The organism is Streptomyces sp. NPDC051320 (assembly GCF_040682175.1).
Taxonomy (GTDB): Bacteria; Actinomycetota; Actinomycetes; order Streptomycetales; family Streptomycetaceae; genus Streptomyces.
On sequence record NZ_JBFBAL010000011.1, the window covers coordinates 101,387 to 127,584 of the forward strand.

Sequence of the window (26,198 nt, forward strand, 5' to 3'; positions counted from 1 at the left end):
ATCGATTCACCCTTCCCAGGAGCGTCAATGGCCGTCAACCTCGTCAATGTCGAGGCCGTCAGCAAGGTCTACGGGACCCGTGCCCTGCTCGACGGTGTCTCCCTCGGCGTATCCGAGGGCGACCGCATCGGCGTCGTCGGCCGTAACGGGGACGGCAAGACCACCCTCATCCGGATGCTCGCCAGGCTGGAGGAGCCGGACACCGGCCGGGTCACCCACAGCGGCGGGCTGCGCAGCGGTGTGCTCACCCAGCACGACTCGCTGGACCCGCAGGCCACCGTGCGGCACGAGGTCATCGGTGACCTCGCCGACCACGAGTGGGCGGGCAGCGCCAAGATCAGGGACGTGCTGACGGGGCTGTTCGGCGGGCTCGACCTGCCGGGGTTCCCGCAGGGCCTCGACACCGTCATCGCCCCGCTCTCCGGCGGCGAGCGCCGCCGTATCGCGCTGGCCAAGCTGCTCATCGCCGAGCAGGACCTGATCGTGCTCGACGAGCCGACCAACCACCTCGACGTCGAAGGCATCTCCTGGCTGGCCGGACACCTGCGGGCGCGCCGGTCCGCGCTCGTCGTGGTCACCCACGACCGCTGGTTCCTGGACCAGGTGTGCACCCGCATGTGGGACGTCCAGCGCGGCACCGTGCACGAGTACGAGGGCGGCTACAGCGACTACGTCTTCGCCCGCGCCGAGCGGGAGCGCATCGCCGCCACAGAGGAGTCCAAGCGGCAGAACCTGATGCGCAAGGAGCTGGCCTGGCTGCGGCGCGGCGCCCCGGCCCGCACGTCCAAGCCCCGCTACCGCATCGAGGCCGCCAACGAGCTGATCGCCGACGTGCCGCCGCCGCGCGACACCTCCGAGCTGATGAAGTTCGCCAACGCCCGGCTCGGCAAGACCGTCTTCGAGTTGGAGGACGTCACCGTCCAGGCCGGCCCGAAGGTGCTGCTGACCCACGTGACGTGGCAGCTCGGACCGGGTGACCGGATCGGCCTGGTCGGGGTCAACGGCGCCGGCAAGACCTCACTGCTGCGGGCGCTCGCCGAGGCGGCCCGTACCCAGGGCGAGGAGCAGCCGGCCGGCGGGAAGGTCGTCGTCGGCAAGACCGTGAAGCTCGCCTACCTCTCGCAGGAGGTCGCCGAACTCAAGCCGACGCTACGGGTCCTCGAAGCGGTGCAGCAGGTGCGGGACCGGGTCGACCTGGGCAAGGGCCGCGAGATGACCGCGGGCCAGCTCTGCGAGCAGTTCGGCTTCTCCAAGGAGAAGCAGTGGACCCCGGTCGGCGATCTGTCCGGTGGTGAGCGGCGCAGGCTGCAGATCCTGCGGCTGCTGATGGACGAGCCCAACGTGCTCTTCCTCGACGAGCCGACCAACGACCTGGACATCGAGACCCTGACCCAGCTGGAGGACCTCCTCGACGGCTGGCCCGGCTCGATGATCGTGATCTCGCACGACCGGTTCTTCATCGAGCGCACCACGGACCGGGTGTTCGCGCTGCTCGGCGACACGAGCCTGCGCATGCTGCCGCGCGGCATCGACGAGTACCTGGAACGCCGCCGACAGGTCGTCGCATCCCAGACCCCGGCGCCCGCACCGCCGGCGGCCAAGGAGGGTACGTCCGGCGCCGCGTCCGCCAAGGACGGCCGCGCGGCGAAGAAGGAACTCCAGAAGATCGAGCGGCAGTTGGACAAGCTCTCCGACCGGGAGAGCAAGCTGCACACTCAGATCACCGAAAACGCCACGAACTTCGAGAAAGTGGCCGAACTGGACGGTCGGTTGCGCGAACTGTCGGGGGAGCGCGAAGAGTTGGAGCTGCGCTGGCTGGAGCTCGCCGAAGACGCCTGAGCCGCCCGGCCGGTTCGCGTAACGGCTCCATCACGGCCCGGTCCTCCCTTGGGAACAGCGGTGGACCGGCGCCTCGCACAGCGCTGTCCGAGTGATAGAAAGAACTCCCGCTCGACTGACGTTGATGTGTGGGATCCACACCCGATTCGCTCCTTTCCGGTGCCTCGTGCCGCCGGAATTGCGGGGGAGGCCGGTCGGGCAGCGGATCCCGCGTAAAGAGGTATGTGCTGATGACTCAGCCGCCCGACCAGCAGCCGCCGCAGGGCGGTTTCGGCGCTCCGCAGGACCCTCCGCCGGGAGGCTTCGGCAGTCCGCCGCCGCCGGCCCAGCCGCCGCAGATGCCGCCGCCTCCGCAGGGACCGCCGCCCGTGCAAGGCCCGCCGCAGGGACCGCCGCCTCCGCAAGGCCCGCCGCAGGGCCCGCCCTCCGCGCCCGGACAGCCCCCGGCGCCGCAGCCCGGTTACGGCTACCCCCAGCAGGCGCCGCCGCCGCAGGCCGGCCCGTACGGCTACCCCCAGCAGGCCCCCGGCCCCTACGGGCAGCCGCCGCAACAGGGACCGTACGGTCAGCAGCCGGGCCCCTACGGTTATCCGCAGCAGCAGTACGCCGGTGGCCCGGTCCCGTCGCAGGGCGGTGGCAAGGGCCCGTTCAAGGGCAAGCCTGCCGTGATCGTCGGCGCGGCGGTGGTGGCCCTGCTGCTCGTCGGTGGCGGGGTGTACGCCGCGGTCGGCGGTGGTGGCGACGACGGCAAGAAGCCGGTCGCGAGCGACAGCAAGAACCCGGTCGAGTCGTCCACTTCGGCCAGTGTCGACCAGGGCGACGGCAGCGGCGACGGACGCAAGGGCGACGACGACCTCAACGCCGGCCGTAAGACGGGTGAGGACAAGGTCCTCTGGCTGAAGACGAACGACGTAGCGCTGCCCGCGGACGGCGCCGAGAACCACGGCATGTGGTTCACCGGTGATGTTGTCGTGAAGGCCATGTACAAGAAGGTCACCGCCTACGGAGTGACCGACGGCAAGGAGAAGTGGAGTGTGCCGATCCCGCACGCGATCTGCGCCGCTCCACGGCAGACCACGTCCGACGGCAAGATCGTCATCGCGTACGAGAGCAATGACACCGAGAAGGCCGACTGCAACCAGATGCAGATGATCGACCTGAAGACCGGCAAGGGAGGGTGGAAGAAGCAGATCCCCGAGGAGGGCAGCTTCGACATCATGACCTCCGTCGAGCTTTCCATCTCGGGCAACACGGTCGCAGCCAGCCGGTTCGGCCTCTCCAGCGCCTTCTCGGTCAAGGACGGCCACAAGGTCTTCGGCGCGTCCACCGGGGCCTGCAGGCCCAACGCGTTCGCCGGCGGCCCGAAGCTGATCGCGGTCGAGTCCTGCACCAAGGACGGCGAGTCGGACGCCAACCAGCAGGTGCAGGAACTCAACCCGGACAACGGCAAGTCCAAGTGGACGTTCGCGCTGCCGGCCGGCTGGGACGTCAAGAAGGTCTACTCGGTCGACCCGCTGGTCATCTACTCGACCAACGAGAAGAAGAAGAGCTGGAACATCTCGATCCTCAAGGCGGACGGGACCAGGCGTTCGCAGCTGACCACCAAGGACAGCTTCGCGCCGGAGTGCGGACTCTCGATCCTGTCGAGCGATCTGCAGGGCTGCCTCGGCACCGCCGCCGACGCCAACACGCTCTACCTGCCGACCGAGGTGAAGAGCGGCGCCAACGAGATCGTCGCCTTCGACCTCAACAGCGGTAAGGAGAAATGGCGTTCGCCTGCGGCCACCGACCGCACCATGCTTCCGCTGCAGGTGGACGGCGGTAACCTCGTCGCGTACCAGGAGCCCTCGTACGACGGCGGTGGCGCCGTCGTCAGCATCCCGGTGACCGGCGGCAAGCCGCAGACTCTGCTGCAGAACCCGGAGTCGACGGCCGACATCGAGAATTCCTTCTACTCGAAGTCGGTCTCCTATGTGAACGGCCGGCTCTTCATCATGACCGGCCAGGTCAGGGGCAAGAAGGGCGACACCACCGAGAAGACCATGATGGCCTTCGGCAAGTGAGCGGTCCGCACGTCCCGTCCTCCCCCTCGACAAAGGCAGAAACACGATGACGCAGCCGCCGCCCCAGCCACCCGAAGGACCACCGCAGGGGGGCTTCTCCAAGCAGCCCCCGGCCGGTGGTTACGGCGGTCCGCCGCCGCCCAACCAGCCGCCGCCGAACCAGCCGCCGGCCCCACCGCAGATGCCTCCGCAGGCCCCGCCCGTCCCGCCGGCCGCCCCGCAGCAGCCGCCTTCGCCACCGGGCGGCCAGGGTTACGGGCAGCCGCAGCCGCAACAGCCGCAGCCGCAGCCGCAGCCGCCCACCGTGCAGGACCCGGCGTACGGCTATCCGCAGACGCCGCCCGCCCAGCCGGGCTACGGCTACCCGCAGAACCAGCCGCAGCAGCCCTACGGTTATCCGACCCAGCCGATGCAACCCCAGCAGGCCGGCGACGGCGGCGGCCGGAACGGCGGTTTCACGTTCGGCATCGACGCCAAGATCATCACCGCGGCGGCCGTCGCCATCGTGCTGATCATCGGCGCGGGCTTCGCGTACTCGTCCAGCAAGGGCGACGACAAGACCGACGTGTCGAGCGCGGGTCCCACCGGCGGCCCCACCACGGGCGACACGGGCGGAGCCAAGGGCGGCGGCGGCAAGGAGAAGGCGCCCGCCAACGTCAACTCCCGGGTGCTCTTCCAGCTGCCTTACCCCAAGGTCGGTGACGTGACCGGGGTCAACGGCTCCTGGGTCACCGACACGCTGTACGTGAAGTCCGGGGTCAACAAGGTCGTCGGCTACGACGCGGTCAAGGGCAGCCAGTCCTGGACGACACCGCTTCCCGGCCCGCTGTGCGCCGCGACCGACCACATCAGCAAGGACAACAAGACGGTCATCGCCTTCCAGCCGAAGGTACCGACAAAGGCCAAGCAGTACTGGGGCTGCAGCGAGGTCGCCGCGCTCGACCTCAACACCGGCAAGCTGCTCTGGACGAAGTCGGCCAAGGACGGCGACGAGAAGGTCAGCTTCGACGAGGTCACACTCGGCGGCGGCACGGTCGCGGCCGGCGGCACCGGCGGCGGCGCCGCCTGGGACCTCGAAACGGGTACCCAGCGCTGGGCACCGAAGGCCAGCGCCGACCAGTGCGAGGACCGCGGCTATGCCGGCGGGGACAATCTGGTCGCCGTGCGCAGCTGCGGCGACTACGACAGCCCGCAGGTCAGCGTGCAGGTCCTGAACCCCACGTCCGGTGCGCCGACCGCCACGTTCCAGATGCCGTCCGGTGTCCAGTACGCGCACGTCGTGTCCACCAAGCCGCTGGTCGTCGCCGCGGACGTCGGTGACACCGCCGGGGACGGCAGCGGCATCTCGGACTACTTCTCCATCGACGAGAAGACCGGCAAGCAGCGGGCCCGCATCTCCGCCGACGCCGACACCTATGCCGGCAAGTGCGGCAGCACCGATGTGGAGGACTGCCACAACCTGGTGGTGGGCAACGACCGGCTCTACGTCCCCACCGAGAAGCACGACGGGGCCGGCGGCGACGTCGGCCAGACCAACGAGATCGTCGCCTTCGACCTGGCCACCGGCAAACTGGTGAACGGCAAGGCCTCGGCGGGCAAGGGCTACACGGCGTACCCGGTGCGGATGGACGGCAGCAACGTCATCGCGTACAAGACGGGCCCGTACGACAAGGGCGGCCAGGTCACCGGCATCGACGGCTCGACTTTTCAGCAGACGCTGCTGATGAACAACCCGGCCGACGAGGCGGTCCGCAGGGCGGAATCCGGCTTCCTGCCGGAGTCCTCGGAGATCCGCTACGTGGGCGGGCGGCTCTACCTCGCCGACGACCTGATCAGCGAGCCGTACGGAGACTCGGACGACAAGAAGTACCTGGCCATCGGCTTCGGCACCAGCTGATCCGCCGGCCTGTGAAGGGGGTGCGGCCCGACCGGGCCGCACCCCCTTCGGCGTGGCCCGTGCGAAGTAGCCCTGGTTCGAGGGCAATCCGGTGATCTGGGGGGCTTCTGTCCGTAACGGCCGCACCAGGTCGACCCAGCGTGTAGCTTGCCGGGGCAGGAATGGCCGGTTCGGGGGGCGGGCTCCGGGGTGCAGGGGAAGTGGGGGATTGCTCCATGGGCGTGCGGCTCATGGTGGTCGACGACCACCGATTGCTCGCCGAGGCGCTCGCCTCGGCGCTGAAGCTCCGCGGGCACCGGGTGCTCGCCGCTGCCGCACCCACCGGGGGCGCGGCGGAGCTAGTGGTGAGCCGGGCGCCCGAGGTGTGTCTGTTCGGTACGGCACTCCCCGCCGAGCCGGGGGCCTTCGACCCGATCGTCCGGATCAGGGCGGAACGCCCGCAGGTAGCGGTGGTGGTGCTGGGGCCGGTGCCCAGCCCGCGCGGGATCGCCGCGGCCTTCGCGGCCGGCGCCTCGGGTTACGTACGCCATGACGAGCGTATCGAGGGCGTCGAGCGGGCCATCGTGAAGGCCAGAGCGGGGGAGGCGGCGGTGGCCCCGGCGCTGTTGCAGGGCGCCTTCGCCGAACTGCTCAACCCGGCGGCCCAGCCCGACGACGAGGGACAGCGGCTGCTGCGGATGCTCACCGCGCGCGAGGTCGAGGTACTGGTGCGGGTGGCCGAGGGGGACGACACCCGGCTGATCGCCGCTGCGATGGGGATCGCGTCGAGCACCGCGCGGACCCATGTGCAGCGGCTGCTGATGAAGCTGGGTGTCGGGTCCCGCCTGGAGGCGGCGGCGCTCGCGGCCCGCACCGGACTGCTGGACCGGGCGGCTGCGGACATGCCGAAGGGGCCGGACCTCGCAGAGTGACATGCGGAGGTCCGGCCCCTTCGGCGGGCGGTCTACGCGTCCTTCGCGTCCTTCGCCAGCAGGTCGTCCGGGGTGGGCGGCGCCGTCGGGCGGAGCTTCAGCCAGCCCAGGAAGAACAGGCCGAGGGCGAGCATCGCGAGCCCCGTCCAGAGGTTGATGTTGATCCCCTGGGCCTTCTTCAGATCGGCGTCGGACGCCGTGGCGCCGGCGATCGTCACGATGACCCCGTAGACCACGAACAGGCCGCCGATGATCCGCCGGATGTCGAAGAGGCGGGCCGCGGTCGCGGACTTGCGCTCCAGGTCGGAGACTTCGTTCTGCAGTTCAGACATGGTGGGTGCCTCCGATCAGAGCGAGTAGGGCAGGTAGCAGAGGGCGGCAAGGACGATCGCGCCCCAGCCCAGCAGGGCCGGCTTGCGGTACCACGCGCTGTCGCCCTCCTCCGGGACCTCCGGCGCGTCCGGCGACTCCGTCCCGTACACCAGACCGGCCAGTTCGGCCTCCGGCTTCGGTGCGGTGACGAGCGTGACCACGACCATGACCACGGCGCCCGCGACGAAGCCGACGATCGCCGAGACGAAGTTGGCGCCCTGGTCGCTCGGGAAACCGATGATGCCCTGCTTGTAGAACACGAAGTAGTTGACCATCGCGGCGCAGGTACCGGCGACCAGCCCCCACACGCCGGACTTCATCGAGGCCCGCTTCCAGAACATCCCGATGATGAAGACCACGAACATCGGGACGTTGAAGAAGGAGAAGAGCGTCTGGAGGTAGCTCATGATGTTGGAGAAGCTGGCGGCGATGAAGGCCGTGCCGATGGAGGCCAGCACGCCGACCGCCGTGATCAGCCGCCCGAACCGCAGGTAGTAGGCGTCGGGCTTGTCCTTCTTCACGTACCGCGCCCAGATGTCCGTCGTGAAGACGGTGTTGAACGAGGAGACGTTGGCGGCCATACCGGCCATGAACGCGGCCAGCAGACCGGTCACCGCGATACCGAGCACGCCGTTCGGGAGCAGGTTCTGCATCAGCAGCGGGATGGCGTCGTTGTACGTGAGGTCCGAGCCCGCGGTGCCGATCCGCGGCGCGACCACGGCGGCGACCATGCCGGGGATCATCACCAGGAAGACGATGAAGATCTTCGGGAACGCGGCGATCAGCGGGGTGCGCTGTGCGGCGGACAGGTTCTTCGCGGACAGGGCGCGCTGCACCTCGGCGAAGTTCGTCGTCCAGTAACCGAACGACAGCACGAAACCGAGCCCGAGGATGATCGTCAGCCAGTTGGCGCCCAGCGGGTTCGCCTGGCCGATGGCCGTGCCACCCCAGGCGGACATGAAGTTGTGACCGTGGCTCTTCTCCAGGGTGTCCGAGAGCCCGCCCCAGCCGCCGACCTTCTTCAGGCCCAGGATGGTGAGCGGGATGAGCGCGGCCAGGATGACGAAGAACTGCAGCACCTCGTTGTAGATCGCCGAGGAGAGGCCGCCGATGGTGATGTAGACGAGCACGAAGAGGCCGGCGACGACGATCGCGACCCACTGCGGCCAGCCGAGGAGCGCCTCCACGACGATCGACAGGGCGTAGAGGTTCACACCCGCGATCAGGATCGCCGCGAAGGCGAAGAGTATGGAGCTCAGCAGATGCGCGGATTTGTCGAAGCGCTGCAGCAGGAACTCGGGTACGGAGCGCACCTTCGACTTGTAGTAGAAGGGCATCATCACCAGGCCGAGGAAGACCATCGCGGGGATGGCGCCGATCCAGTACCAGTGGACGACGGCGACGCCGTACTGCGCGCCGGTCGCCGCCATGCCCAGGATCTCCGTCGCGCCGAGGTTGGCGGCGACGAAGGCCAGGCCGGTGACCCAGGCGGGCAGTGAGCGGCCCGAAAGGAAGAAGTCGAGGCTGGTCTTCACGCTCGACCTGGCTGCGAAGCCGATGCCGAGGACCACGACGAAGTAGATCGCCAGGATGGTGTAGTCGAGCCCGTTGGTGGGGAGCCGGAGCCCGTCAGCCAGGTATTGCATGCGTACTCGCTTCGTTGCCAGAACTGATCCTTGCGGAATCTACGCTTCCGTGTTCAAAAAATGAACAGTTCTCTGGTGTTCTTTGTTTGATTGTGATCGGATCGCGGAAGATGTCCGTTCTGGGCGGACGTACGCCATGCGTGGTGCCGGTCACACCGGACGTGGCCGACCCATTGACTGAGCTGTTTACTTGTGGTTTGTTGTGTGCGGTTCTGTTTGTTGGGAGTGGGCTAGGAGCGCCAGCGTGAAGAAGACATCGACCCGGCTTGCCGACGGTCGTGAGCTGCTCTACTACGACTCCCGGGACGACATGGTCCGTGACGCCGTGGACCGGCGGCCCCTCGACCCGGTGGCCACCGCCTCCGAGATCCGCACGGACCCGCTGCTCGGAGACTCCGTCGCCATCGCGTCGCACCGCCAGGGGCGCATCTACCACCCGCCGGCCGACGAGTGTCCGCTCTGCCCCTCGCGGGACGGCCGGCACAGCGAGATCCCGGACTCGGACTACGACGTCGCCGTCTTCGAGAACCGCTTCCCCTCGCTCGCCGGGGACTCCGGCCGCTGCGAGGTGGTCTGCTTCACCTCCGACCACGACGCGTCCTTCGCCGACCTGACCGAGGAGCAGGCCGGCCTGGTCCTCGAGGCCTGGACCGACCGGACCACCGAGCTGGCCGCACTCGACCAGGTCAAGCAGGTGTTCTGTTTCGAGAACCGCGGCAAGGACATAGGCGTCACCCTCGGCCACCCGCACGGCCAGATCTACGGCTATCCCTTCATCACCCCGCGCACCGCGCTGATGCTCCGCTCCGCGGCGGACTTCCTGGAGAGCAGCGGCGGCCGGAACCTCTTCGACGAGACGGTGGCCCGCGAGCTGGCCGACGGCGTGCGCGTGGTCCTGGAGGGCGAACACTGGGTGGCCTTCGTGCCGTACGCCGCGCACTGGCCGTACGAAGTGCACCTCTACCCCAAGAAGCGCGTACCTGACCTCCGCCGCCTGGACGACGCGGCGCGCACAGAGTTTCCACAGCTGTATCTGGAACTCTTGAGGCGCTTCGACCGGATCTTCGGCGAGGGCGAGCCGCCCACGCCCTACATCGCCGCCTGGCACCAGGCGCCCTTCGGCGAACTGGAGGACTTTCAGCTCGACCGGGACGAATTCGCCCTGCACCTCGAGCTTTTCACCATCCGCCGCACTTCGGGCAAGCTGAAGTTCCTCGCGGGTTCCGAGTCGGGCATGAACGTCTTCGTCAATGACGTGCCGCCGGAGACCGCGGCCGAACGACTGCGAGAGGTAGCGAGCAAGTGAGCAAGAAGTACCTGGTCACAGGCGGCGCGGGATATGTGGGCAGCGTCGTCGCCGCCCACCTGCTGGAGGCCGGCCACGAGGTGACCGTGCTCGACGACCTCTCCACCGGCTTCCGGGAGGGCGTCCCGGCCGGTGCCACCTTCATCGAGGGCCGCATCCAGGACGCCGCCCGCTGGCTGGACTCCACCTATGACGGGGTGCTGCACTTCGCCGCGTCCTCCCAGGTCGGCGAGTCGGTGGTCAACCCGGAGAAGTACTGGCTGAACAACGTGGGAGGCAGCACCGCGCTGCTCGCCGCGATGCGCTCGGCAGGCGTCCGCACCCTAGTCTTCTCCTCGACCGCCGCGACCTACGGCGAGCCGGCGACCGTACCGATCAGGGAGAGCGCCCCGACCTCGCCGACCAACCCGTACGGCGCCACCAAACTGGCCGTCGACCACATGATCAGCGGCGAGTGCGCGGCGCACGGCCTGGCCGCGGTCTCCCTCCGCTACTTCAACGTCGCGGGCGCGTACGGGGCGCACGGCGAACGCCACGACCCCGAGTCGCACCTCATTCCGCTCGTCCTCCAGGTCGCGCAGGGCCGCCGCGACGCCATCTCGGTGTACGGCGACGACTACCCGACCCCCGACGGCACCTGTATCCGCGACTACATCCACGTAGCCGACCTGGCCGACGCCCACCTGCTCGCCCTGCGCGCGGCCGAGTCGGGCAGCCACCTGATCTGCAACCTCGGCAACGGCAGCGGCTTCTCGGTCCGCGAGGTCATCGAGACCGTCCGCAAGGTCACCGGACACCCGATCCCGGAGATCATCGCCGAACGCCGCGGCGGTGACCCGGCCGCACTGGTCGCGTCCGCGGACACCGCACGCGAGCGGCTGGGCTGGAGCCCGTCGCGATCCGACCTGGCCGGCATCGTCACCGACGCCTGGACCTTCGCGCAAACTGTGTCATCTCAAAGCATGGGAGTTGCTGAGGCATGAGTTTCGAGGAGCTGTACGGATCCGCCCCCGAGGGCACCTGGGCCGCACCGGGCCGGGTCAATCTGATCGGTGAGTACACCGACTTCAACGAGGGCTTCGTGATGCCGCTCGCGCTGCCGCACACCGCGGTCGCCCAGGTGTCCCGCCGCGACGACGGGGTGCTGCGGCTGTACTCGTCGGACATCGAGGGCGGCATCGTCCAGCTCCGCATCGACGAACTCGAACCGCTCGCCAACACCAGCTGGGCCGCCTACCCGGCCGGCGTCGTCTGGGCGCTGCGGGAGGCGGGCCACCCGATAACCGGCGCGGACATCCACCTCAGCTCCACCGTCCCCACCGGCGCCGGACTCTCCTCGTCGGCGGCCCTCGAGGTGGTCACCGCGCACGCCCTCAGCGACCTCTACGAACTCGGCCTGACCTGCCAGGACCTGGCGGTCGTCGCGCAGCGCGCGGAGAACGCCTTCGTCGGCGTGCCGTGCGGAATCATGGACCAGACGGCCTCGGCCTGCTGCACCGAGGGCCACGCGCTGTACCTCGACTGCCGCGACCTCTCCACCCGCCAGGTGCCCTTCGACCTGGCGGCGCAGGGACTGCAACTCCTGGTCGTGGACAGCAGGGTCAAACACGCCCTGGGTGACGGCGCCTACGCGGAGCGGCGCGCGGGCTGCGAGGAGGGCGCCCGGATCCTCGGCGTTCCCGCCCTGCGCGACATCCCGTACGAGCAACTGCCACAGGCCCTGTCGCAGCTCACCGATCCGAAGGTGCGCGGATACGTCCGCCATGTCGTCTCCGACAACCACCGGGTCGAGCGCACCATCGCCCTGCTCGAGGCGGGCGACGCCCGCGCCGTGGGCCCCATCCTCACCGAGGGCCACGCCTCGCTCCGCGACGACCTGTTGATCTCCTGCGAGGAACTCGATCTGGTGGTGGCGTCCGCCAACGCGGGCGGAGCGCTGGGCGCGCGGATGACGGGCGGCGGATTCGGCGGCTCCGCCGTCGTCCTCGTCGACGCGTCGCACGCCGCGGCGGTCACGAAGTCGGTGACCGAGGCGTTCGCCGCGGCCGGCTACACCGAGCCGCGCGTCTTCGAGGCGACCCCTTCGGCGGGCACCCGACGCCTGTCGTAGCGGGAGCGCCACCCGCCCGACTCGCCCAGTTCTGCAATTCCCCCTCCGTCACCGCGCCCCCGCCGTACGCTGGAAGGCAGCACCGGTGGGGGCCGGTGTTGTTCAGGGGTCGAGACAGTGTCGGGTACGACGCTCCGGGAGCGGAAGGCAGCAGCGACTGCGCGGCGGCGGCCGTGCGACAGCAGCGATCCGCACCGGGCGCCGTACCCCACACCGAACCTGCCCCCTGAAGACGCAGCCTGGGGGTTCATGTGGTCCGTGTCCGGGTTCTCGTGGTCGACGACCACCGTATCTTCGCCGAGTCGCTCGCCGCGGCCCTCGCCGCCGAGCCCGACGTCGACGTCACAGCAACGGGCAGTGGCCCCGCCGCGCAACGCTGCCTGGAGAGGGCGGCCGCCGAAGGACGACGATTCGACGTGCTGCTGGTCGACGCCGATCTCGGCATCACGGCGCCCCGGGGCGCCACCGTCGTCGTCCCCCACCCCAGGGACCCCCACCCCGGGGACCCGGCATCCATGGAGCCCGCAGAGCCCCGGGAGCCCATGGAGTCTGCCGAGCGTACGGAGCGCACCGTGCTCACGGGAAGCGGCCCGGCAGACGGCATCTCCCTGGTGGCGGAGGTACGCGAGAGCTTCGCCGCCGCCCGTATCGTCGTGCTCGCCGAGAAGGACGACCCGCGCAGAGCCGCACTGGCACTGCAGGCCGGGGCGTCGGGATGGGTGGCCAAGGACTGCTCGCTGCAGCGGCTGCTCGCCGTGCTACGCGGGGTGCTGCGGGGAGAGACGCACCTGCCGCCCGCGCTGCTCACCGGCGTGCTGCGGGAGCTGACCGCGGTCCGTAAACACCGCTCCGAGAGCGAACTGCTCGTCGAGTCGCTGACCCCGCGCGAGCGGGAGGTGCTGCGGTGCATGGTGGCCGGTCTGGGGCGCAAGGCGGTCGCCGAGCGGCTCTTCCTCTCCCCGCACACCGTGCGCACGCACATGCAGAACGTGCTGGGGAAGCTGGGTGTGCACTCCACGCTGGCCGCGGTGGCGCTCGCCCGAAGGGCCGGGGTCGGACCCGCTGACCTGGCAGCGGCCGGGCCGCCGGCCACCGTACTAGCCGGGAACGTTGTCGAACGGGGCGGTCAACCGGCGTAGCAGACCGGCCAGTTCACCCCGCTGACCGCGCGACAGCTCGGCCAGCAGCGCCCGCTCCTGGGCGAGCAGCCCGGCCAGCGCCTGGTCCGCCCGATCCCGGCCCTCGGCGGTGAGCCGCACCAGCACACCGCGCCGGTCGCTCGGATCGGGCAGCCGCTCGACCAGGCTCTTGGTGGCCAGCCGGTCGATGCGGTTGGTCATGGTGCCCGAGGTCACCAGCGTCTGGGTGAGCAACTGCCCCGGCGAGAGCTGGTACGGGGAGCCGGCCCGGCGCAGCGAGGTCAGCACGTCGAACTCCCAGGGCTCCAGGCCGTGCTCGGCGAACGCGAGGCGACGGGCCCGGTCGAGATGGCGGGCCAGCCGGGACACGCGGCTGAGCACCTCGAGTGGTTCCACGTCGAGGTCAGGGCGCTCTCGGCGCCACGCAGCGACCAGGCGGTCGACCTCGTCCTCCATATCGATCAGTGTAAAGGGTGCCTCGACATGAAGTCTCTTGGTGTCGACTATCTCGATGACAACTATCTTGACATCGAGATAGATTCCGGGGAAAGCTGATCCCATGACCGCACCCACCTGGGACCCACAGCAGTACCTGCGCCACGCGGACCACCGCACGCGCCCCTTCCGCGACCTCCTCGCCCGTATCTCCGGCACCCCCGCCCGGATCGCCGACCTCGGCTGCGGCGCGGGAAACGTCACCGCACTGCTCGCCGAACGCTGGCCGCAGGCCCGGATCACCGGCTTCGACAACTCCCCGCAGATGCTCGAGCAGGCCCAGCAGTACGCGGGCCCGCTGCTCGACTTCGCCCCCGCCGACGCCACCACCTGGACCCCCGACGAGACCTACGACCTGATCGTCTCCAACGCCCTGCTCCAATGGGTCCCCCGCCACACCGACCGCTTCCCCGACTGGCTGGACGCCCTCACCCCCGGCGGCATCTTCGCCTTCCAGGTACCCGGCAACTTCACCGCACCCAGCCACACACTCCTCGCCGAACTGCGCGAGTCCCCCCGCTGGAAATCCCGGCTCACCGGCGTCGGAGACAGGACAGCCGCCGTCCTCGAGCCCGCCGCCTACCTCACCCACCTCGCCGGCCTCGGCTGCACGACCGACGTCTGGGAGACCACCTACCTCCAGCTCCTGACCGGCGACGACCCCGTGCTCGACTGGGTCAAGGGCACCGCCCTGCGCCCCGTCCTCACCGCGCTGGCGGACGACCCGGAAGCGACATCCTCCTTCCTCACCGAATACCGCGACCTGCTGCGCACCGCCTACCCGTGCGGCCCGCACGGCACGGTCTTCCCGTTCCGCCGCATCTTCGCCGTCGCCCGCAAGGCGAAGCGATGATCGCCGCCATCGACCATGTGCAGCTCGCCGCCCCGCCCGGCACCGAGGACCGGCTCCGCGCGTACTACTCCGGCGTGCTCGGCATGACGGAAATCCCCAAGCCGCCCGCCCTGGCCGCTCGCGGCGGCTGCTGGTTCCAGGCCGGCCCGGTCCAGCTGCACCTCGGCATCGAGGTGGACCACCGCCCCTCGGCGAAGGCCCACCCCGCGCTGCGCGTCACGGACATCGGGGCCTACGCGGAGCGCCTGGAGGTACGCGGCGCGCGCGTGGTGTGGGACGGCGACCTCCCCGGCCACCGCCGCTTCTACTCCTGGGACCCCGCCGGCAACCGCATCGAGTTCCTGCAGCCGGTGAGCTGACCTCACCCTTTCGGATGATCGGACCCCACCCCGGATCGTCCGGGCGCAGCCGCCCATAGAGCTGACCGGAGGCCGCTGCTACGACGCCGGCCTCAGCGTTCCGCACGACCGTACTCGCCGGGTGGCGTGCCGAACGCGCTGCGGAAGGCCCGGATGGGCACCGCCGCCGGTGTCACCCTGGGCCTCGCCGTCAGCATCGGCGGCCTGATCGCCCCGGCCCTCGGCGCGGCCGCCGAGGCGTACGGACCCCAGGGGGACTTCAGCATGCTGTGCGCGATCCCGGCCGCGGCACTGGCGCCGGGCGCGTTCCTCACCGCTCCCTGAGCGCGGCCGACGAGGAGGCAAAAAATCATGATGCAGACCCTTTTGACCCGACTCCTGAGTGCTACTCTGAATGCAGGCCTACGGGACGCATGAGGGAGTTCAACCGTCGTAGCCGACTCGGGCGGAGAGCGAGTTTCCGCCGTTGCCGACGTCGACGGTCGGGCTGAGAGGGCGGAAGGTCTGGAGACGAGACCGGAAGGCGACCCCAAGCACCTGATCCGGACAATGCCGGCGAAGGGAATCCGTCTCGTAGGTCGCTCGTTCGGATGACCCGTTCCTTCCCCGCATGACCGACGCCCCGCCCCACCGCTCGAAGCGGTGGGGCGGGGCGTCGTCGTGGACTACTCGCGGCTCCGGAAGGCGTCAGCTCTTGCGGTGGCCTATCAGCCGCGGCTTCGGCTCCAGGTTCTCCAGACCGTGCCACGCCAGATTCACCAGATGCGCCGCCACCTCCGCCTTCGGCGGCTTGCGGACGTTCAGCCACCACTGGCCGGTCAGCGCCACCATGCCCACCAGGGCCTGCGCATACAGCGGGGCCAGCTTCTGGTCGAAGCCGCGGGCCTTGAACTCGCTGCCCAGGATGTCCTCCACCTTCGTGGCGATATCACTGATCAGCGAAGCGAAGGTGCCCGTCGACTGGGCCACCGGAGAGTCCCGCACCAGGATGCGGAAACCATCCGTGTACTCCTCGATGTAGTCGAGCAGCGCGAAAGCCGCCTGCTCGCACAGCTCCCGCGGATGGCCCGCGGTCAGCGAACCGGTCACCATATCGAGGAGCCGGCGCATCTCGTGGTCGACCACCACCGCGTACAGCCCCTCCTTACCGCCGAAGTGCTCGTACACGACCGGCTTGGAAACCCCCGCCTTCGCGGCGATCTCCTCCACCGACGTGCCCTCGAAGCCCTTCTCGGCAAAGAGGACGCGGCCGATGTCCAGCAGCTGTTCGCGGCGTTCCTTCCCGGTCATACGGACCCGGCGGACCCGCCGGGACGCGGTCGGCCGGCGCTTGTCGCCGCTGGTACTGCTGCCTTCGATCGCCACGTCTGTCATCATGCCGTTTCTGTGAGCTCGCTCTTGCGCCGGGCATCGATACGCGAAGCGGACGGCCAGCGCACGTCGTACGCCCAGCCCAGCTGCTCGAACCAGCGGATCAGACGAGCGCTCGAATCGATCTGGCCGCGCAGCACACCGTGCCGGGCGGACGTCGGATCCGCGTGATGCAGGTTGTGCCAGGACTCCCCGCAGGACAGGACCGCCAGCCACCACACATTGCCCGACCGGTCACGGGACTTGAACGGACGCTTGCCGACCGCGTGACAGATCGAATTGATCGACCAGGTGACATGGTGCAACAACCCCACCCGCACCAGCGAACCCCAGAAGAACGCCGTGAACGCCCCCCACCAGGACATCGTCACCAGACCGCCGACCAGCGGCGGAATCGCCAGCGACAGAGCCGTCCAGTAGATGAAGTTCCGGGAAACCCAGCGGATCGCCGGATCCCGGATGAGATCCGGGGCGTATTTCTGCTGCGGCGTCTGCTCCTCGTCGAACATCCACGCCATGTGGGCCCACCACAGGCCCTTCAACAGCGCGGGAAGCGTCTCCCCGTAACGCCAGGGCGAATGCGGGTCGCCCTCCGCGTCCGAGAACTTGTGGTGCCTGCGATGATCCGCCACCCACCGCACGAGAGGACCCTCGACGGCGAGTGAACCCATGACGGCCAGGGCGATACGGAGCGGACGCTTCGCCTTGAACGAGCCATGGGTGAAATAACGGTGGAAACCGATCGTGATGCCATGGCAGCCGATGTAGTACATCGCCACCAGCAGACCAAGATCCAGCCAGCTCACGCCGCCGAAACTCCAGGCCAGCGGAATCGCGGCCACCAGGGCCACGAACGGCAACACGATGAAGAGCAGGAGGGTGACCTGCTCAATGGAACGTTTGTTGTCTCCGCCCATAGTCGCGGAGGGAAGCTCGGACGCGGCAGTCCGGGCGTCGTCGATCAGATCGGGGCCATTGCTCATAGGGACGTCCCCTGTGGGGTGAGGAATACGGCTGATGCCCGGCTACGGTTCCGTAACCTACGGCCTCGTAAGTATGTCAGCGACCGGCCCCACGGCAAGAGCGCCACAAAGGGGCGCGGCCGACCCGACCGGGCGGGCACCTATCCTGTACGCGTGTCGTCGGACAGCGCGGTCCGTTCTGTGACTTCTGGGCCATCACACCCAGACCCCCTTTGCCAGTCGTGCCAACACTGCAAGGAGCCGCACCTGTGAGCAGTGCCGACCTGACCCCCGCCCCCTCAGCCAGCCCCGAGCTGCGTGCCGATATCCGCCGCCTCGGCGACCTGCTGGGCGAAACCCTCGTACGCCAGGAGGGCCCCGAACTCCTGGAACTCGTCGAACGCGTCCGCGCCCTCACCCGCGAGGACGGCGAAGCAGCCGCCGCCCTGCTCGGAGACACCGGCCTGGAGACCGCCGCCAAGCTCGTACGCGCCTTCTCCACCTACTTCCACCTGGCCAACGTCACCGAGCAGGTCCACCGCGGACGCGAGATGCGCGCGGTACGCGCCGCCGAAGGCGGCCTGCTCGCCCGCACCGCGGACAAGCTCAAGGACGCCGACCCCGCCCACCTGCGCCAGGCCGTCCAGCACCTCAACGTGCGCCCGGTCTTCACCGCACACCCCACCGAAGCCGCCCGGCGCTCCGTACTCAACAAGCTGCGACGCATCGCCGAACTCCTCGAAACCCCCGTCATCGAGGCCGACCGGCGCCGGCACGACCTGCGCCTCGCCGAATCCATCGACCTCATCTGGCAGACCGACGAGCTGCGCGTGGTACGCCCCGAGCCCGCCGACGAAGCCCGCAACGCCATCTACTACCTCGACGAACTCCACGCCGGAGCCGTCGGCGACGTCCTCGAGGACCTCGCCGCCGAACTCGAACGTGTCGGCGTGGAGCTGCCCCCGGGCACCCGCCCGCTCTCGTTCGGCACCTGGATCGGCGGCGACCGCGACGGCAACCCGAACGTGACACCCGCCGTGACCTGGGAAGTGCTGATCCTCCAGCACGAGCACGGCATCACCGACGCCATCGAGCTCATCGACTACCTGCGCGGCCTGCTCTCCAACTCCATCCGCTACACCGGCGCCACCCAGGAACTCCTCGACTCCCTCCAGCTCGACCTGCAGCGGCTCCCCGAGATCAGCCCCCGCTACAAGCGGCTCAACGCCGAAGAGCCCTACCGGCTCAAGGCCACCTGCATCCGCCAGAAGCTCGTCAACACCCGCGAACGCCTCGCCAAGGGCACCCCGCACCAGGACGGCCGCGACTACCTCGGCACCGCCGAACTCGTCACCGACCTCACCCTCATCCAGACCTCACTGCGCGAACACCGCGGCGGACTCTTCGCCGACGGCCGGATGGACCGCACCATCCGCACCCTCGCCGCATTCGGCCTGCAACTCGCCACCATGGACGTACGCGAACACGCCGACGCCCACCACCACGCCCTCGGACAGCTCTTCGACCGGCTCGGCGAGGAATCCTGGCGCTACGCCGACATGCCCCGCGACTACCGCCAGAAGCTCCTCGCCAAGGAACTCAGGTCCCGTCGCCCCCTCGCCCCCACCCCCGCACCCCTCGACGCGGCAGGCGAAAAGACCCTCGGCGTCTTCCACACCGTCAAGCAGGCCTTCGAACGCTTCGGGCCCGAAGTCATCGAGTCCTACATCATCTCGATGTGCGCCGGCGCCGACGACGTCTTCGCCGCCGCCGTCCTCGCCCGCGAAGCCGGCCTCATCGATCTGCACGGCGGCTGGGCCAAGATCGGCATCGTGCCGCTCCTGGAAACCACCGACGAACTGCGCGCCGCCGACGTCATCCTCGACGAAATGCTCGCCGACCCCTCCTACCGGCGCCTCGTCTCGCTGCGCGGCGACGTCCAGGAAGTCATGCTCGGCTACTCCGACTCCTCCAAGTTCGGCGGCATCACCACCAGCCAGTGGGAAATCCACCGCGCCCAGCGCCGGCTGCGCGACGTCGCCCACCGCTACGGCGTACGACTGCGGCTCTTCCACGGCCGCGGCGGCACCGTCGGACGCGGCGGTGGCCCCTCCCACGACGCGATCCTCGCCCAGCCCTGGGGCACCCTCGAGGGCGAGATCAAGGTGACCGAACAGGGCGAGGTCATCTCCGACAAGTACCTCGTCCCCGCCCTCGCCAGGGAAAACCTCGAACTGACCGTCGCCGCCACCCTGCAGGCCTCCGCCCTGCACACCGCGCCCCGCCAGTCCGACGAGGCACTCGCCCGCTGGGACGCCGCCATGGAGGTCGTCTCCGAAGCCGCCCACACCGCCTACCGCAAGCTCGTCGAGGACCCCGACCTCCCCGCGTACTTCTTCGCATCGACCCCGGTCGACCAACTCGCCGAACTGCACCTCGGCTCCCGCCCCTCCCGCCGCCCCGACTCCGGCGCCGGCCTCGACGGGCTGCGCGCCATCCCCTGGGTCTTCGGCTGGACCCAGTCACGGCAGATCGTGCCCGGCTGGTTCGGCGTCGGCTCCGGACTCATGGCACTCCGCGAAACAGGACTCGACACCGTCCTGGACGAAATGCACGGACAGTGGCACTTCTTCCAGAACTTCATCTCCAACGTCGAGATGACCCTCGCCAAGACCGACCTGCGGATCGCCCGCCACTACGTCGACACCCTCGTGCCCGACGAACTCAAGCACGTATACGCCGACATCGAAGCCGAACACGAACTCACCGTCCGCGAAGTCCTGCGCGTCACCGGCGGCGAGAAGCTGCTCGACTCCCACCCGGTCCTCCAGCAGACCTTCGGCATCCGCGACGCCTACCTCGACCCGATCTCCTACCTCCAGGTCTCGCTGCTCGCCCGGCAGCGCGCAGCCGCCGAACGCGGCGAAGAAGCCGACCCGACCCTCGCCCGGGCCCTGCTGCTCACCGTCAACGGAGTCGCCGCCGGCCTGCGCAACACCGGCTGACCCCTCCCGCAGGACCCCGGCCCACGCACGCCCGACCACCGAGGGGCGGGCCCCGTCAGCCGATGGGGCCCGCCCCTCAGGCGTGCGCCGTCGCCTCCGCTCAGAGCGCCACGAAAGCCGCCACCAACAGCCCGGCCCCCGCCACCCCGGCCACCCACGCCGTACGCGTCATCCGCAACCCCCCGGCCACCACCAACGCCGCCAGCAGCAGCGCCCCGCCCAACGGAACCCAGGCATGCAGCGCCCCGGCCGCCCCCGTCCGTATCGCCTCGTCCGACCCCGGACGGACCACCACCGGCAGCCGCTCACTCTTCTTCGCCGCAGTCGACCTGTCGATCCACAGCCCCGCATGCGGCGCGGAACCCGCCGACGGCACATACCGCCCCGTACACACCTTCCCCGTGCAGGAACTCACCGTCAGCGTGCCGTGATCACGGCCCTTCGCCAGCAACACATGCTGAGCCGTCCCCCACGACGACCAGAACCCCGCAACAACGATCAGCGCCGCCACACAGCCCAGCACTGCCCGGCACGCATACGACAGGACGCCACGACTCCGCTTCATGCAGCGCGATCCTTGGCCATAGCGCCACGCCCGGTCAACTCCGGTCGCCGTCCGACCGACGCCGCTCAGGAGTTGTACGCCGACTGCGCCCGCTCGAGGCCCTCGACCACCAGTGCCTCCACCGCGTCCGCCGCCCGGTCCACCAGATAACCGAGCTCCTTCCGCTCTGCCGACGAAAAGTCCCGCAGCACGAAATCCGCCACCTGCATCCGCCCCGGCGGCCGCCCGATACCGAAACGCAGCCGGTGATAATCCGGACCCAACGACTTCGTCATCGACTTCAGACCGTTGTGGCCGTTGTCCCCACCACCGAGCTTCAACCGCAACGTGCCGTAGTCAATGTCCAGCTCGTCATGGATCGCGACGATGTTCGCCGTCCCCACCTTGTAGAAATCCCGCAACGCCGTCACCGGACCACCGGACAGATTCATGAACGACATCGGCTTCGCCAGCACCACCCGCCGATTTCCCGGCCCCGGCGGACCCACCCGGCCCTCCACGACCTGCGCCCGCGCCCGGTGCGACTTGAACCTGCCGCCCATCCGCTCGGCCAGCAGATCCGCAACCATGAAACCCACATTGTGACGGTTGGCCGCATACTCCGGGCCGGGGTTGCCGAGACCCACGATCAGCCAGGGCGCGGTCGGGTCGAGCGCGGTCGGATCGGACGTCATCTGCACATCTCCCTGGAAACAGCCGGCGAACCCCGAAACAGGCGGTGAACAGCCCACCGCCGCCCGCACCTTGCGATGCGGACGGCGGCAGAACAGAAAACGATCAGGACCCGACTCAGGCCTCGACGCCCTCGGCCTCAGCCTCCGGAGCAGCCTCCTCGGCCTGCGCGGCCACGATCTGAATGACCACCGCGTCCTCGTCCATGTCCAGCACGGTGCCGGCCGGCAGCGTGATGTCCTTCGCCAGGACCGAGTCGCCCGCGTCCAGACCCGCCACCGACACGGTGACCGACTCCGGAATGTGCGTGGCCTCCGCCTCGACGGTCAGCGTGTTCAGCACGTACTCGAGCAGGTTGGCGCCCGGCGCCAGGTCGCCCTCGGCGTGCACCGAAACCTCGACGGTGACCTTCTCGCCGCGCTTGACCGCGAGCAGGTCGACGTGGGTCAGGTTGCGCTTGATGGCGTCACGCTGCACGGCCTTCGGGATGACCAGCTCGGTGCGGCCCTCGATGTCGAGGCTCAGCAGAGCGTTGGCCGTCTTGAGCGCCATCATCAGCTCGTGGCCCGGCAGGGTGACGTGAACGGTGTCCGCACCGTGACCGTAAATGACCGCGGGAACCTTGTCCTCGCGACGGATCTGACGGGCAGCACCCTTGCCGAACGCGGTACGGATCTCGGCGGTGAGCTTGACCTCAGCCATGTTGCACTCCTCGAAGGTGACGAAAAACGAATGGGTCACCCGGCCACGTATCGCGGCCTGCTACGAAGAGCGCGTCGATAACGGAGCGCCCGTACCCAAAAGTACGGCCTCCCTCGCCGAGCAACTCCGTGAGTCTACCCGGCGAGGGAGGCCGTACTGAAATCGATCTACAACCTACGGCTGACAGGACTACGCCTGACGGAACTACGCCCGACGGGACTACGCCTGCTCCTCGAAGAGGCTCGTCACCGAACCGTCCTCGAAGACCTCACGCACCGCACGCGCGATGGTCGGCGCCATCGACAGCACCGTGATCTTGTCCAGATCGAGATTGCCCGGATCGGGCAGCGTGTTCGTGAAGACGAACTCGCTCACCTTCGAATTCTTCAACCGGTCCGCGGCCGGACCCGACAGCACACCGTGCGTCGCCGTCACGATGACATCCTCCGCGCCATTGGCGAACAGCGCATCGGCCGCCGCGCAGATCGTGCCACCCGTGTCGATCATGTCGTCGACCAGCACGCACACCCGGCCCTTCACCTCACCGACCACCTCATGCACGGTGACCTGATTGGCGACGTCCTTGTCACGGCGCTTGTGCACGATCGCCAGCGGCGCACCGAGACGGTCGCACCAGCGGTCCGCCACCCGCACCCGGCCCGCATCCGGCGAGACGATGGTGAGCTTCTGCCGGTCCACCTGGGCGCCCACGTAATCCGCCAGTATCGGCAGCGCGAACAGATGGTCCACCGGGCCGTTGAAGAAGCCCTGGATCTGATCGGTGTGCAGATCGACCGTGAGGATACGGTCGGCGCCCGCGGCCTCCATCAGGTCCGCGATCAGCCGGGCGGAGATCGGCTCACGGCCACGGTGCTTCTTGTCCTGGCGGGCATAGCCGTAGAACGGCACGATCACCGTGATGGACCGCGCCGAAGCCCGCTTCAGCGCGTCGATCATGATCAACTGCTCCATGATCCACTGATTGATCGGTGCGGTGTGGCTCTGCATCAGGAAGCAGTCCGCGCCACGGGCCGACTCCTGGAAACGGACGTAGATCTCACCGTTCGCGAAGTCGAAGGCCTTCGTCGGCACCAGATCGACACCCAGTGTGTGTGCGACCTCCTCGGCCAGCTCGGGGTGGGCGCGGCCGGAGAAGAGCATCAGCTTCTTCTCGCCGGTCGTCTTGATCCCGGTCACAGCACAGTCTCCTCAGACGGGTTGTATGAAAAGCAGGGTGGATGCGCCTATCACGTTACGCGCAGATGAACTGGGCTGTTTCCGGTCAGCTTCCGCCACCGGCCTCCCCGGCCGCGGACTGAGCCGCCTGCGCGGCCGCACTGCCCGGACGCTTACGGGCCACCCAACCGTCGATATTCCTTTGCTGGCCCCGGGCCACGGCCAGCGCACCGGCCGGCACGTCCTTCGTGATCACCGAACCGGCCGCGGTGTAGGCACCGTCCCCGACCGTGACAGGCGCCACAAACATGTTGTCCGAACCCGTCCGGCAGTGCGACCCGACCGTCGTGTGGTGCTTGTCCTGCCCGTCGTAGTTCACAAAGACACTCGCCGCACCGATGTTCGTGTACTCACCGATCGTCGCGTCGCCCACATACGACAGATGCGGCACCTTGGTGCCCTCACCGATCGTCGCGTTCTTCGTCTCCACGTATGTACCGATCTTGCCCTTGGCACCGAGCCTCGTACCGGGCCGCAGATACGCGAACGGACCCACGGTCGACTCCTCACCGACCTCCGCCCGGTCCCCCACCGTGTTGTCCACCCGCGCGAACCTGCCCACCGCCGTGTCCGTGAGCCGCGAGTTCGGACCGACCTCCGCACCCTCCGCCAGATGCGTGCTCCCCAGCAGCTGCGTACCGGGATGAATCACCGCGTCCTGCTCGAAGGTCACCGTCACATCGATGAACACCGACGCCGGATCGATCACACTCACCCCCGCCAGCATCGCCCGCTCCAGCAGCCGGGCATTCAGCAGCGCACGCGCCTGAGCCAGCTGCACCCGGTTGTTGATGCCGACGATCTCCCGGTGATCCCCGGCGACCGACGCACCCACCCGGTGGCCGGCCTCACGGAGAATCCCCAGCACATCGGTGAGGTACTCCTCGCCCTGGCTGTTGTCCGTACGCACCTTGCCCAGCGCATCGGCCAGCAGCCGACCGTCGAAGGCGAACACCCCCGAGTTGATCTCCCGGACCGCCAGCTGCCCCTCGGAAGCGTCCTTGTGCTCGACGATTGCCGTCACCGCGCCACTCGCGTGATCCCGGACGATTCGCCCGTACCCGGTGGCATCCGGCACCTCGGCCGTCAGCACGGTCACCGCATTGCCGTCCGCCGCATGCGTCGCGGCGAGAGCGGTCAGTGTCGCGCCGGTGAGCAGCGGGGTGTCCCCGCAGACCACCACCACGATCCCGTCCGGCGCCTCGCCGAGCTCCTCGAGTGCCATCCGGACGGCGTGCCCCGTGCCGTTCTGCTCCTCCTGCACGGCGGTCCGTACGCCCGGGTCGATCTCGGCCAGGTGCGCCCGCACCTGCTCCCGCGCGTGCCCGACGACCACGACCAGCTGCTCGGGGTCCAGCTCGCGGGCGGCGGTGACCACGTGCCCGACGAGCGAGCGTCCGCTGATCTCGTGCAGGACCTTCGGGGTGGCCGACTTCATGCGGGTGCCCTCACCCGCTGCGAGGACGACGACCGCCGCGACTGGGGTCTCCCCCGCTCGAGCGGAGCCGAGAACGGGGGGGATGTTGGCGCTCACGGTGAACCCTTCGGCTTCGTGTGGTGGACGAACGCAGGATACCGGGGCGTTTCCGGGCGGAAATGCGGGCGGGTCCTGACTGGTGACAGTCAGGACCCGAACTGTGGCTCCGCCGCTAGGACTCGAACCTAGACCGAACACCTCCAAAGGGTGCCGTGCTACCGATTACACTACGGCGGATCACAGCGTCAGACCCTACCTGAGACGGGGCTGCGCGGCATCCACGATGCCACGCCACCATCCCTCGATTCGCCGGTACAGGTCGGCTCCTTGAGAGACCCGGACGCCCAGACACCCCCGATAGTTCTCGCCCGTGTTCTTCCGGACCGTTTTCGGATTGTGCTTCTTCAGGGTCGTCTTTTGGAAAACAGCGGCGTCGACTTGTGCCACATCGGCCCAGTAGAGCTTGGCGGCCTCGACATCAGCGGTCTCATGGATCATGAGCCGGTAACACAGGCGTTCCGGCGCTACGCCGACAAGCTTCAGCCATGCCAAGAAGACCTGAATCACGTCCGGGTCACTGTTGATAAACGACACGGTCTCGCGGCGGGCATACGGTTTGTCCTTGACACCCTCCGCCCAGTACAGGGCGACCCCTGCCATGAACAGTTCCCGCTCCGTCATGGTTCCGACTTTGCGCGTGGCGGCGTCTTTGGTCTTCTGGCGTTCAAGGTCGCGGACCGCCAGTTCGTGGTCCCAGCGCATACGGCCGGCCAGTTTTGCCTGCTCGACCGCCGTGCGACTGCGTTCCGGCTTCGGCAGATCCCGCACCCACAGCGAGATGGAACTCTTCGAGCACCCCAGCTCCAGCTGTATCTGGTCGTAGGTCATGCCCTGCAGCCGAAGCTCCCGGGCCTTCGACCGCAGGTCGTCCTTGGCGCGCGGCCGCTTCGTCCATTCCGGTGCCGGCTCGCCCTCCAGCAGTCGGTTGAGGATGTCGTTGTTGTCGACGAACAGCCGATCCCGGATCTGGCGGCGGCTCAACCCCTCCCGCCGCAAGGCGATCGCCTGCTTCCGCAGTCCCTCGAAGTCGCTGTACCTGCTGGTGATTTCCGTCATGTGAAAAGCGTCGTCCGGAATGCGAACCTCCGAGTCGAAAACCTGGGCGATTCACCAGTTCGAGTGGATGGCGGATATCGCACGTAACCTCCCGCAATGAAA

The 26,198-nt window shown here is 68.8% G+C and carries 23 protein-coding genes and 1 tRNA gene; 12 read left to right on the forward strand and 12 right to left on the reverse strand.

The features are described from left to right. Positions 1-27 precede the first annotated feature (27 nt). The 4 genes from AB0M87_RS23945 (at position 28) to AB0M87_RS23960 (ending at position 6,710) form a co-directional block, all read left to right on the forward strand. Positions 28-1,839 (forward strand): ABC-F family ATP-binding cassette domain-containing protein, encoded by a 1,812-nt coding sequence (locus AB0M87_RS23945; protein ID WP_365856158.1) that lies wholly within the window; start codon positions 28-30, stop codon positions 1,837-1,839. A gap of 230 nt (positions 1,840-2,069) precedes the next feature. Then, complete coding sequence (locus tag AB0M87_RS23950) at positions 2,070-3,902, forward strand: PQQ-binding-like beta-propeller repeat protein (protein WP_365856160.1); 1,833 nt, start codon at positions 2,070-2,072, stop codon at positions 3,900-3,902. A 46-nt stretch (positions 3,903-3,948) separates the two neighbouring features. Next, positions 3,949-5,799 carry a PQQ-binding-like beta-propeller repeat protein gene (locus AB0M87_RS23955; protein ID WP_365856162.1) on the forward strand — a complete coding sequence of 617 codons (1,851 nt, stop codon included), beginning with the start codon at positions 3,949-3,951 and terminating at the stop codon, positions 5,797-5,799. A gap of 215 nt (positions 5,800-6,014) precedes the next feature. Beyond that, complete coding sequence (locus tag AB0M87_RS23960; protein ID WP_365856164.1) at positions 6,015-6,710, forward strand: LuxR C-terminal-related transcriptional regulator; 696 nt, start codon at positions 6,015-6,017, stop codon at positions 6,708-6,710. A 32-nt stretch (positions 6,711-6,742) separates the two neighbouring features. On the opposite strand, the gene AB0M87_RS23965 is transcribed toward AB0M87_RS23960, so the two are convergent. Next, on the reverse strand, positions 6,743-7,042 hold the full coding sequence (locus tag AB0M87_RS23965; RefSeq protein ID WP_365856166.1) for a hypothetical protein: 300 nt from the start codon (positions 7,040-7,042) through the stop codon (positions 6,743-6,745). 15 nt (positions 7,043-7,057) lie between these two features. Further along, positions 7,058-8,728 carry a sodium:solute symporter family protein gene (locus tag AB0M87_RS23970; protein ID WP_365856168.1) on the reverse strand — a complete coding sequence of 557 codons (1,671 nt, stop codon included), beginning with the start codon at positions 8,726-8,728 and terminating at the stop codon, positions 7,058-7,060. A 244-nt stretch (positions 8,729-8,972) separates the two neighbouring features. Here AB0M87_RS23970 and galT point away from each other — a divergent pair, with 244 nt between their 5' ends. The 4 genes from galT (at position 8,973) to AB0M87_RS23990 (ending at position 13,283) form a co-directional block, all read left to right on the forward strand. Continuing rightward, a complete protein-coding gene (galT, locus tag AB0M87_RS23975; protein WP_365856170.1) occupies positions 8,973-10,034 on the forward strand; it encodes a galactose-1-phosphate uridylyltransferase in 1,062 nt (353 codons plus the stop codon). After that, positions 10,031-11,017 carry a UDP-glucose 4-epimerase GalE gene (gene galE, locus AB0M87_RS23980; RefSeq protein WP_365856172.1) on the forward strand — a complete coding sequence of 329 codons (987 nt, stop codon included), beginning with the start codon at positions 10,031-10,033 and terminating at the stop codon, positions 11,015-11,017. The genes galT and galE overlap by 4 nt, the downstream gene beginning before the upstream one ends. Further along, positions 11,014-12,144 (forward strand): galactokinase, encoded by a 1,131-nt coding sequence (galK, locus tag AB0M87_RS23985; protein ID WP_365856174.1) that lies wholly within the window; start codon positions 11,014-11,016, stop codon positions 12,142-12,144. The genes galE and galK overlap by 4 nt, the downstream gene beginning before the upstream one ends. Before the next feature lie 251 nt (positions 12,145-12,395). Next, positions 12,396-13,283: a response regulator transcription factor gene (locus AB0M87_RS23990; protein WP_365856176.1), complete on the forward strand. Its 888-nt coding sequence runs from the start codon at positions 12,396-12,398 to the stop codon at positions 13,281-13,283. Here the strand turns inward: AB0M87_RS23990 and AB0M87_RS23995 are convergent. Next, on the reverse strand, positions 13,242-13,739 hold the full coding sequence (locus AB0M87_RS23995) for a MarR family transcriptional regulator (protein WP_365856446.1): 498 nt from the start codon (positions 13,737-13,739) through the stop codon (positions 13,242-13,244). The two genes, AB0M87_RS23990 and AB0M87_RS23995, sit on opposite strands and share 42 nt — an antisense overlap. Positions 13,740-13,842: 103 nt before the next feature. Between AB0M87_RS23995 and AB0M87_RS24000 the strand changes: the two genes are divergently transcribed. From AB0M87_RS24000 to AB0M87_RS24010, 3 genes are all read left to right on the forward strand, one after another. Next, positions 13,843-14,631, forward strand: coding sequence for a trans-aconitate 2-methyltransferase (locus AB0M87_RS24000; RefSeq protein ID WP_365856178.1), 789 nt, complete (start codon positions 13,843-13,845; stop codon positions 14,629-14,631). Continuing rightward, complete coding sequence (locus tag AB0M87_RS24005) at positions 14,628-14,990, forward strand: VOC family protein (RefSeq protein WP_365856180.1); 363 nt, start codon at positions 14,628-14,630, stop codon at positions 14,988-14,990. Before AB0M87_RS24000 ends, AB0M87_RS24005 begins: the two co-directional genes overlap by 4 nt. Before the next feature lie 126 nt (positions 14,991-15,116). Then, positions 15,117-15,314, forward strand: coding sequence for a hypothetical protein (locus AB0M87_RS24010; RefSeq protein WP_365856182.1), 198 nt, complete (start codon positions 15,117-15,119; stop codon positions 15,312-15,314). Positions 15,315-15,677: 363 nt separating this feature from the next. Here AB0M87_RS24010 and AB0M87_RS24015 read toward each other — a convergent pair whose 3' ends face one another. Beyond that, positions 15,678-16,367, reverse strand: coding sequence for a TetR/AcrR family transcriptional regulator (locus AB0M87_RS24015; RefSeq protein ID WP_365856184.1), 690 nt, complete (start codon positions 16,365-16,367; stop codon positions 15,678-15,680). Continuing rightward, a complete protein-coding gene (locus tag AB0M87_RS24020; RefSeq protein ID WP_365856186.1) occupies positions 16,364-17,344 on the reverse strand; it encodes a fatty acid desaturase in 981 nt (326 codons plus the stop codon). Before AB0M87_RS24020 ends, AB0M87_RS24015 begins: the two co-directional genes overlap by 4 nt. Positions 17,345-17,592: 248 nt before the next feature. Here AB0M87_RS24020 and ppc point away from each other — a divergent pair, with 248 nt between their 5' ends. Beyond that, a complete protein-coding gene (ppc, locus tag AB0M87_RS24025) occupies positions 17,593-20,328 on the forward strand; it encodes a phosphoenolpyruvate carboxylase (protein WP_365856188.1) in 2,736 nt (911 codons plus the stop codon). Between the two features lie 100 nt (positions 20,329-20,428). On the opposite strand, the gene AB0M87_RS24030 is transcribed toward ppc, so the two are convergent. The 7 genes from AB0M87_RS24030 to AB0M87_RS24060 all read right to left on the reverse strand — a co-directional run bounded on the left by AB0M87_RS24030 (position 20,429) and on the right by AB0M87_RS24060 (position 26,096). Further along, positions 20,429-20,893, reverse strand: a complete 465-nt coding sequence (locus AB0M87_RS24030; protein WP_365856190.1) for a hypothetical protein — start codon at positions 20,891-20,893, stop codon at positions 20,429-20,431. Positions 20,894-20,958: 65 nt separating this feature from the next. Then, a complete protein-coding gene (pth, locus tag AB0M87_RS24035) occupies positions 20,959-21,567 on the reverse strand; it encodes an aminoacyl-tRNA hydrolase (RefSeq protein ID WP_365856192.1) in 609 nt (202 codons plus the stop codon). 115 nt (positions 21,568-21,682) lie between these two features. Beyond that, positions 21,683-22,267 carry a 50S ribosomal protein L25/general stress protein Ctc gene (locus AB0M87_RS24040; protein ID WP_365856194.1) on the reverse strand — a complete coding sequence of 195 codons (585 nt, stop codon included), beginning with the start codon at positions 22,265-22,267 and terminating at the stop codon, positions 21,683-21,685. Between the two features lie 219 nt (positions 22,268-22,486). Beyond that, positions 22,487-23,464, reverse strand: coding sequence for a ribose-phosphate diphosphokinase (locus tag AB0M87_RS24045; RefSeq protein ID WP_365856196.1), 978 nt, complete (start codon positions 23,462-23,464; stop codon positions 22,487-22,489). A gap of 85 nt (positions 23,465-23,549) precedes the next feature. Then, positions 23,550-25,037, reverse strand: a complete 1,488-nt coding sequence (glmU, locus tag AB0M87_RS24050) for a bifunctional UDP-N-acetylglucosamine diphosphorylase/glucosamine-1-phosphate N-acetyltransferase GlmU (protein ID WP_365856198.1) — start codon at positions 25,035-25,037, stop codon at positions 23,550-23,552. Positions 25,038-25,141: 104 nt separating this feature from the next. After that, positions 25,142-25,217 (reverse strand) — tRNA-Gln (locus tag AB0M87_RS24055). A gap of 15 nt (positions 25,218-25,232) precedes the next feature. Then, positions 25,233-26,096 carry a hypothetical protein gene (locus AB0M87_RS24060; protein ID WP_365856200.1) on the reverse strand — a complete coding sequence of 288 codons (864 nt, stop codon included), beginning with the start codon at positions 26,094-26,096 and terminating at the stop codon, positions 25,233-25,235. Positions 26,097-26,198: the final 102 nt, after the last annotated feature.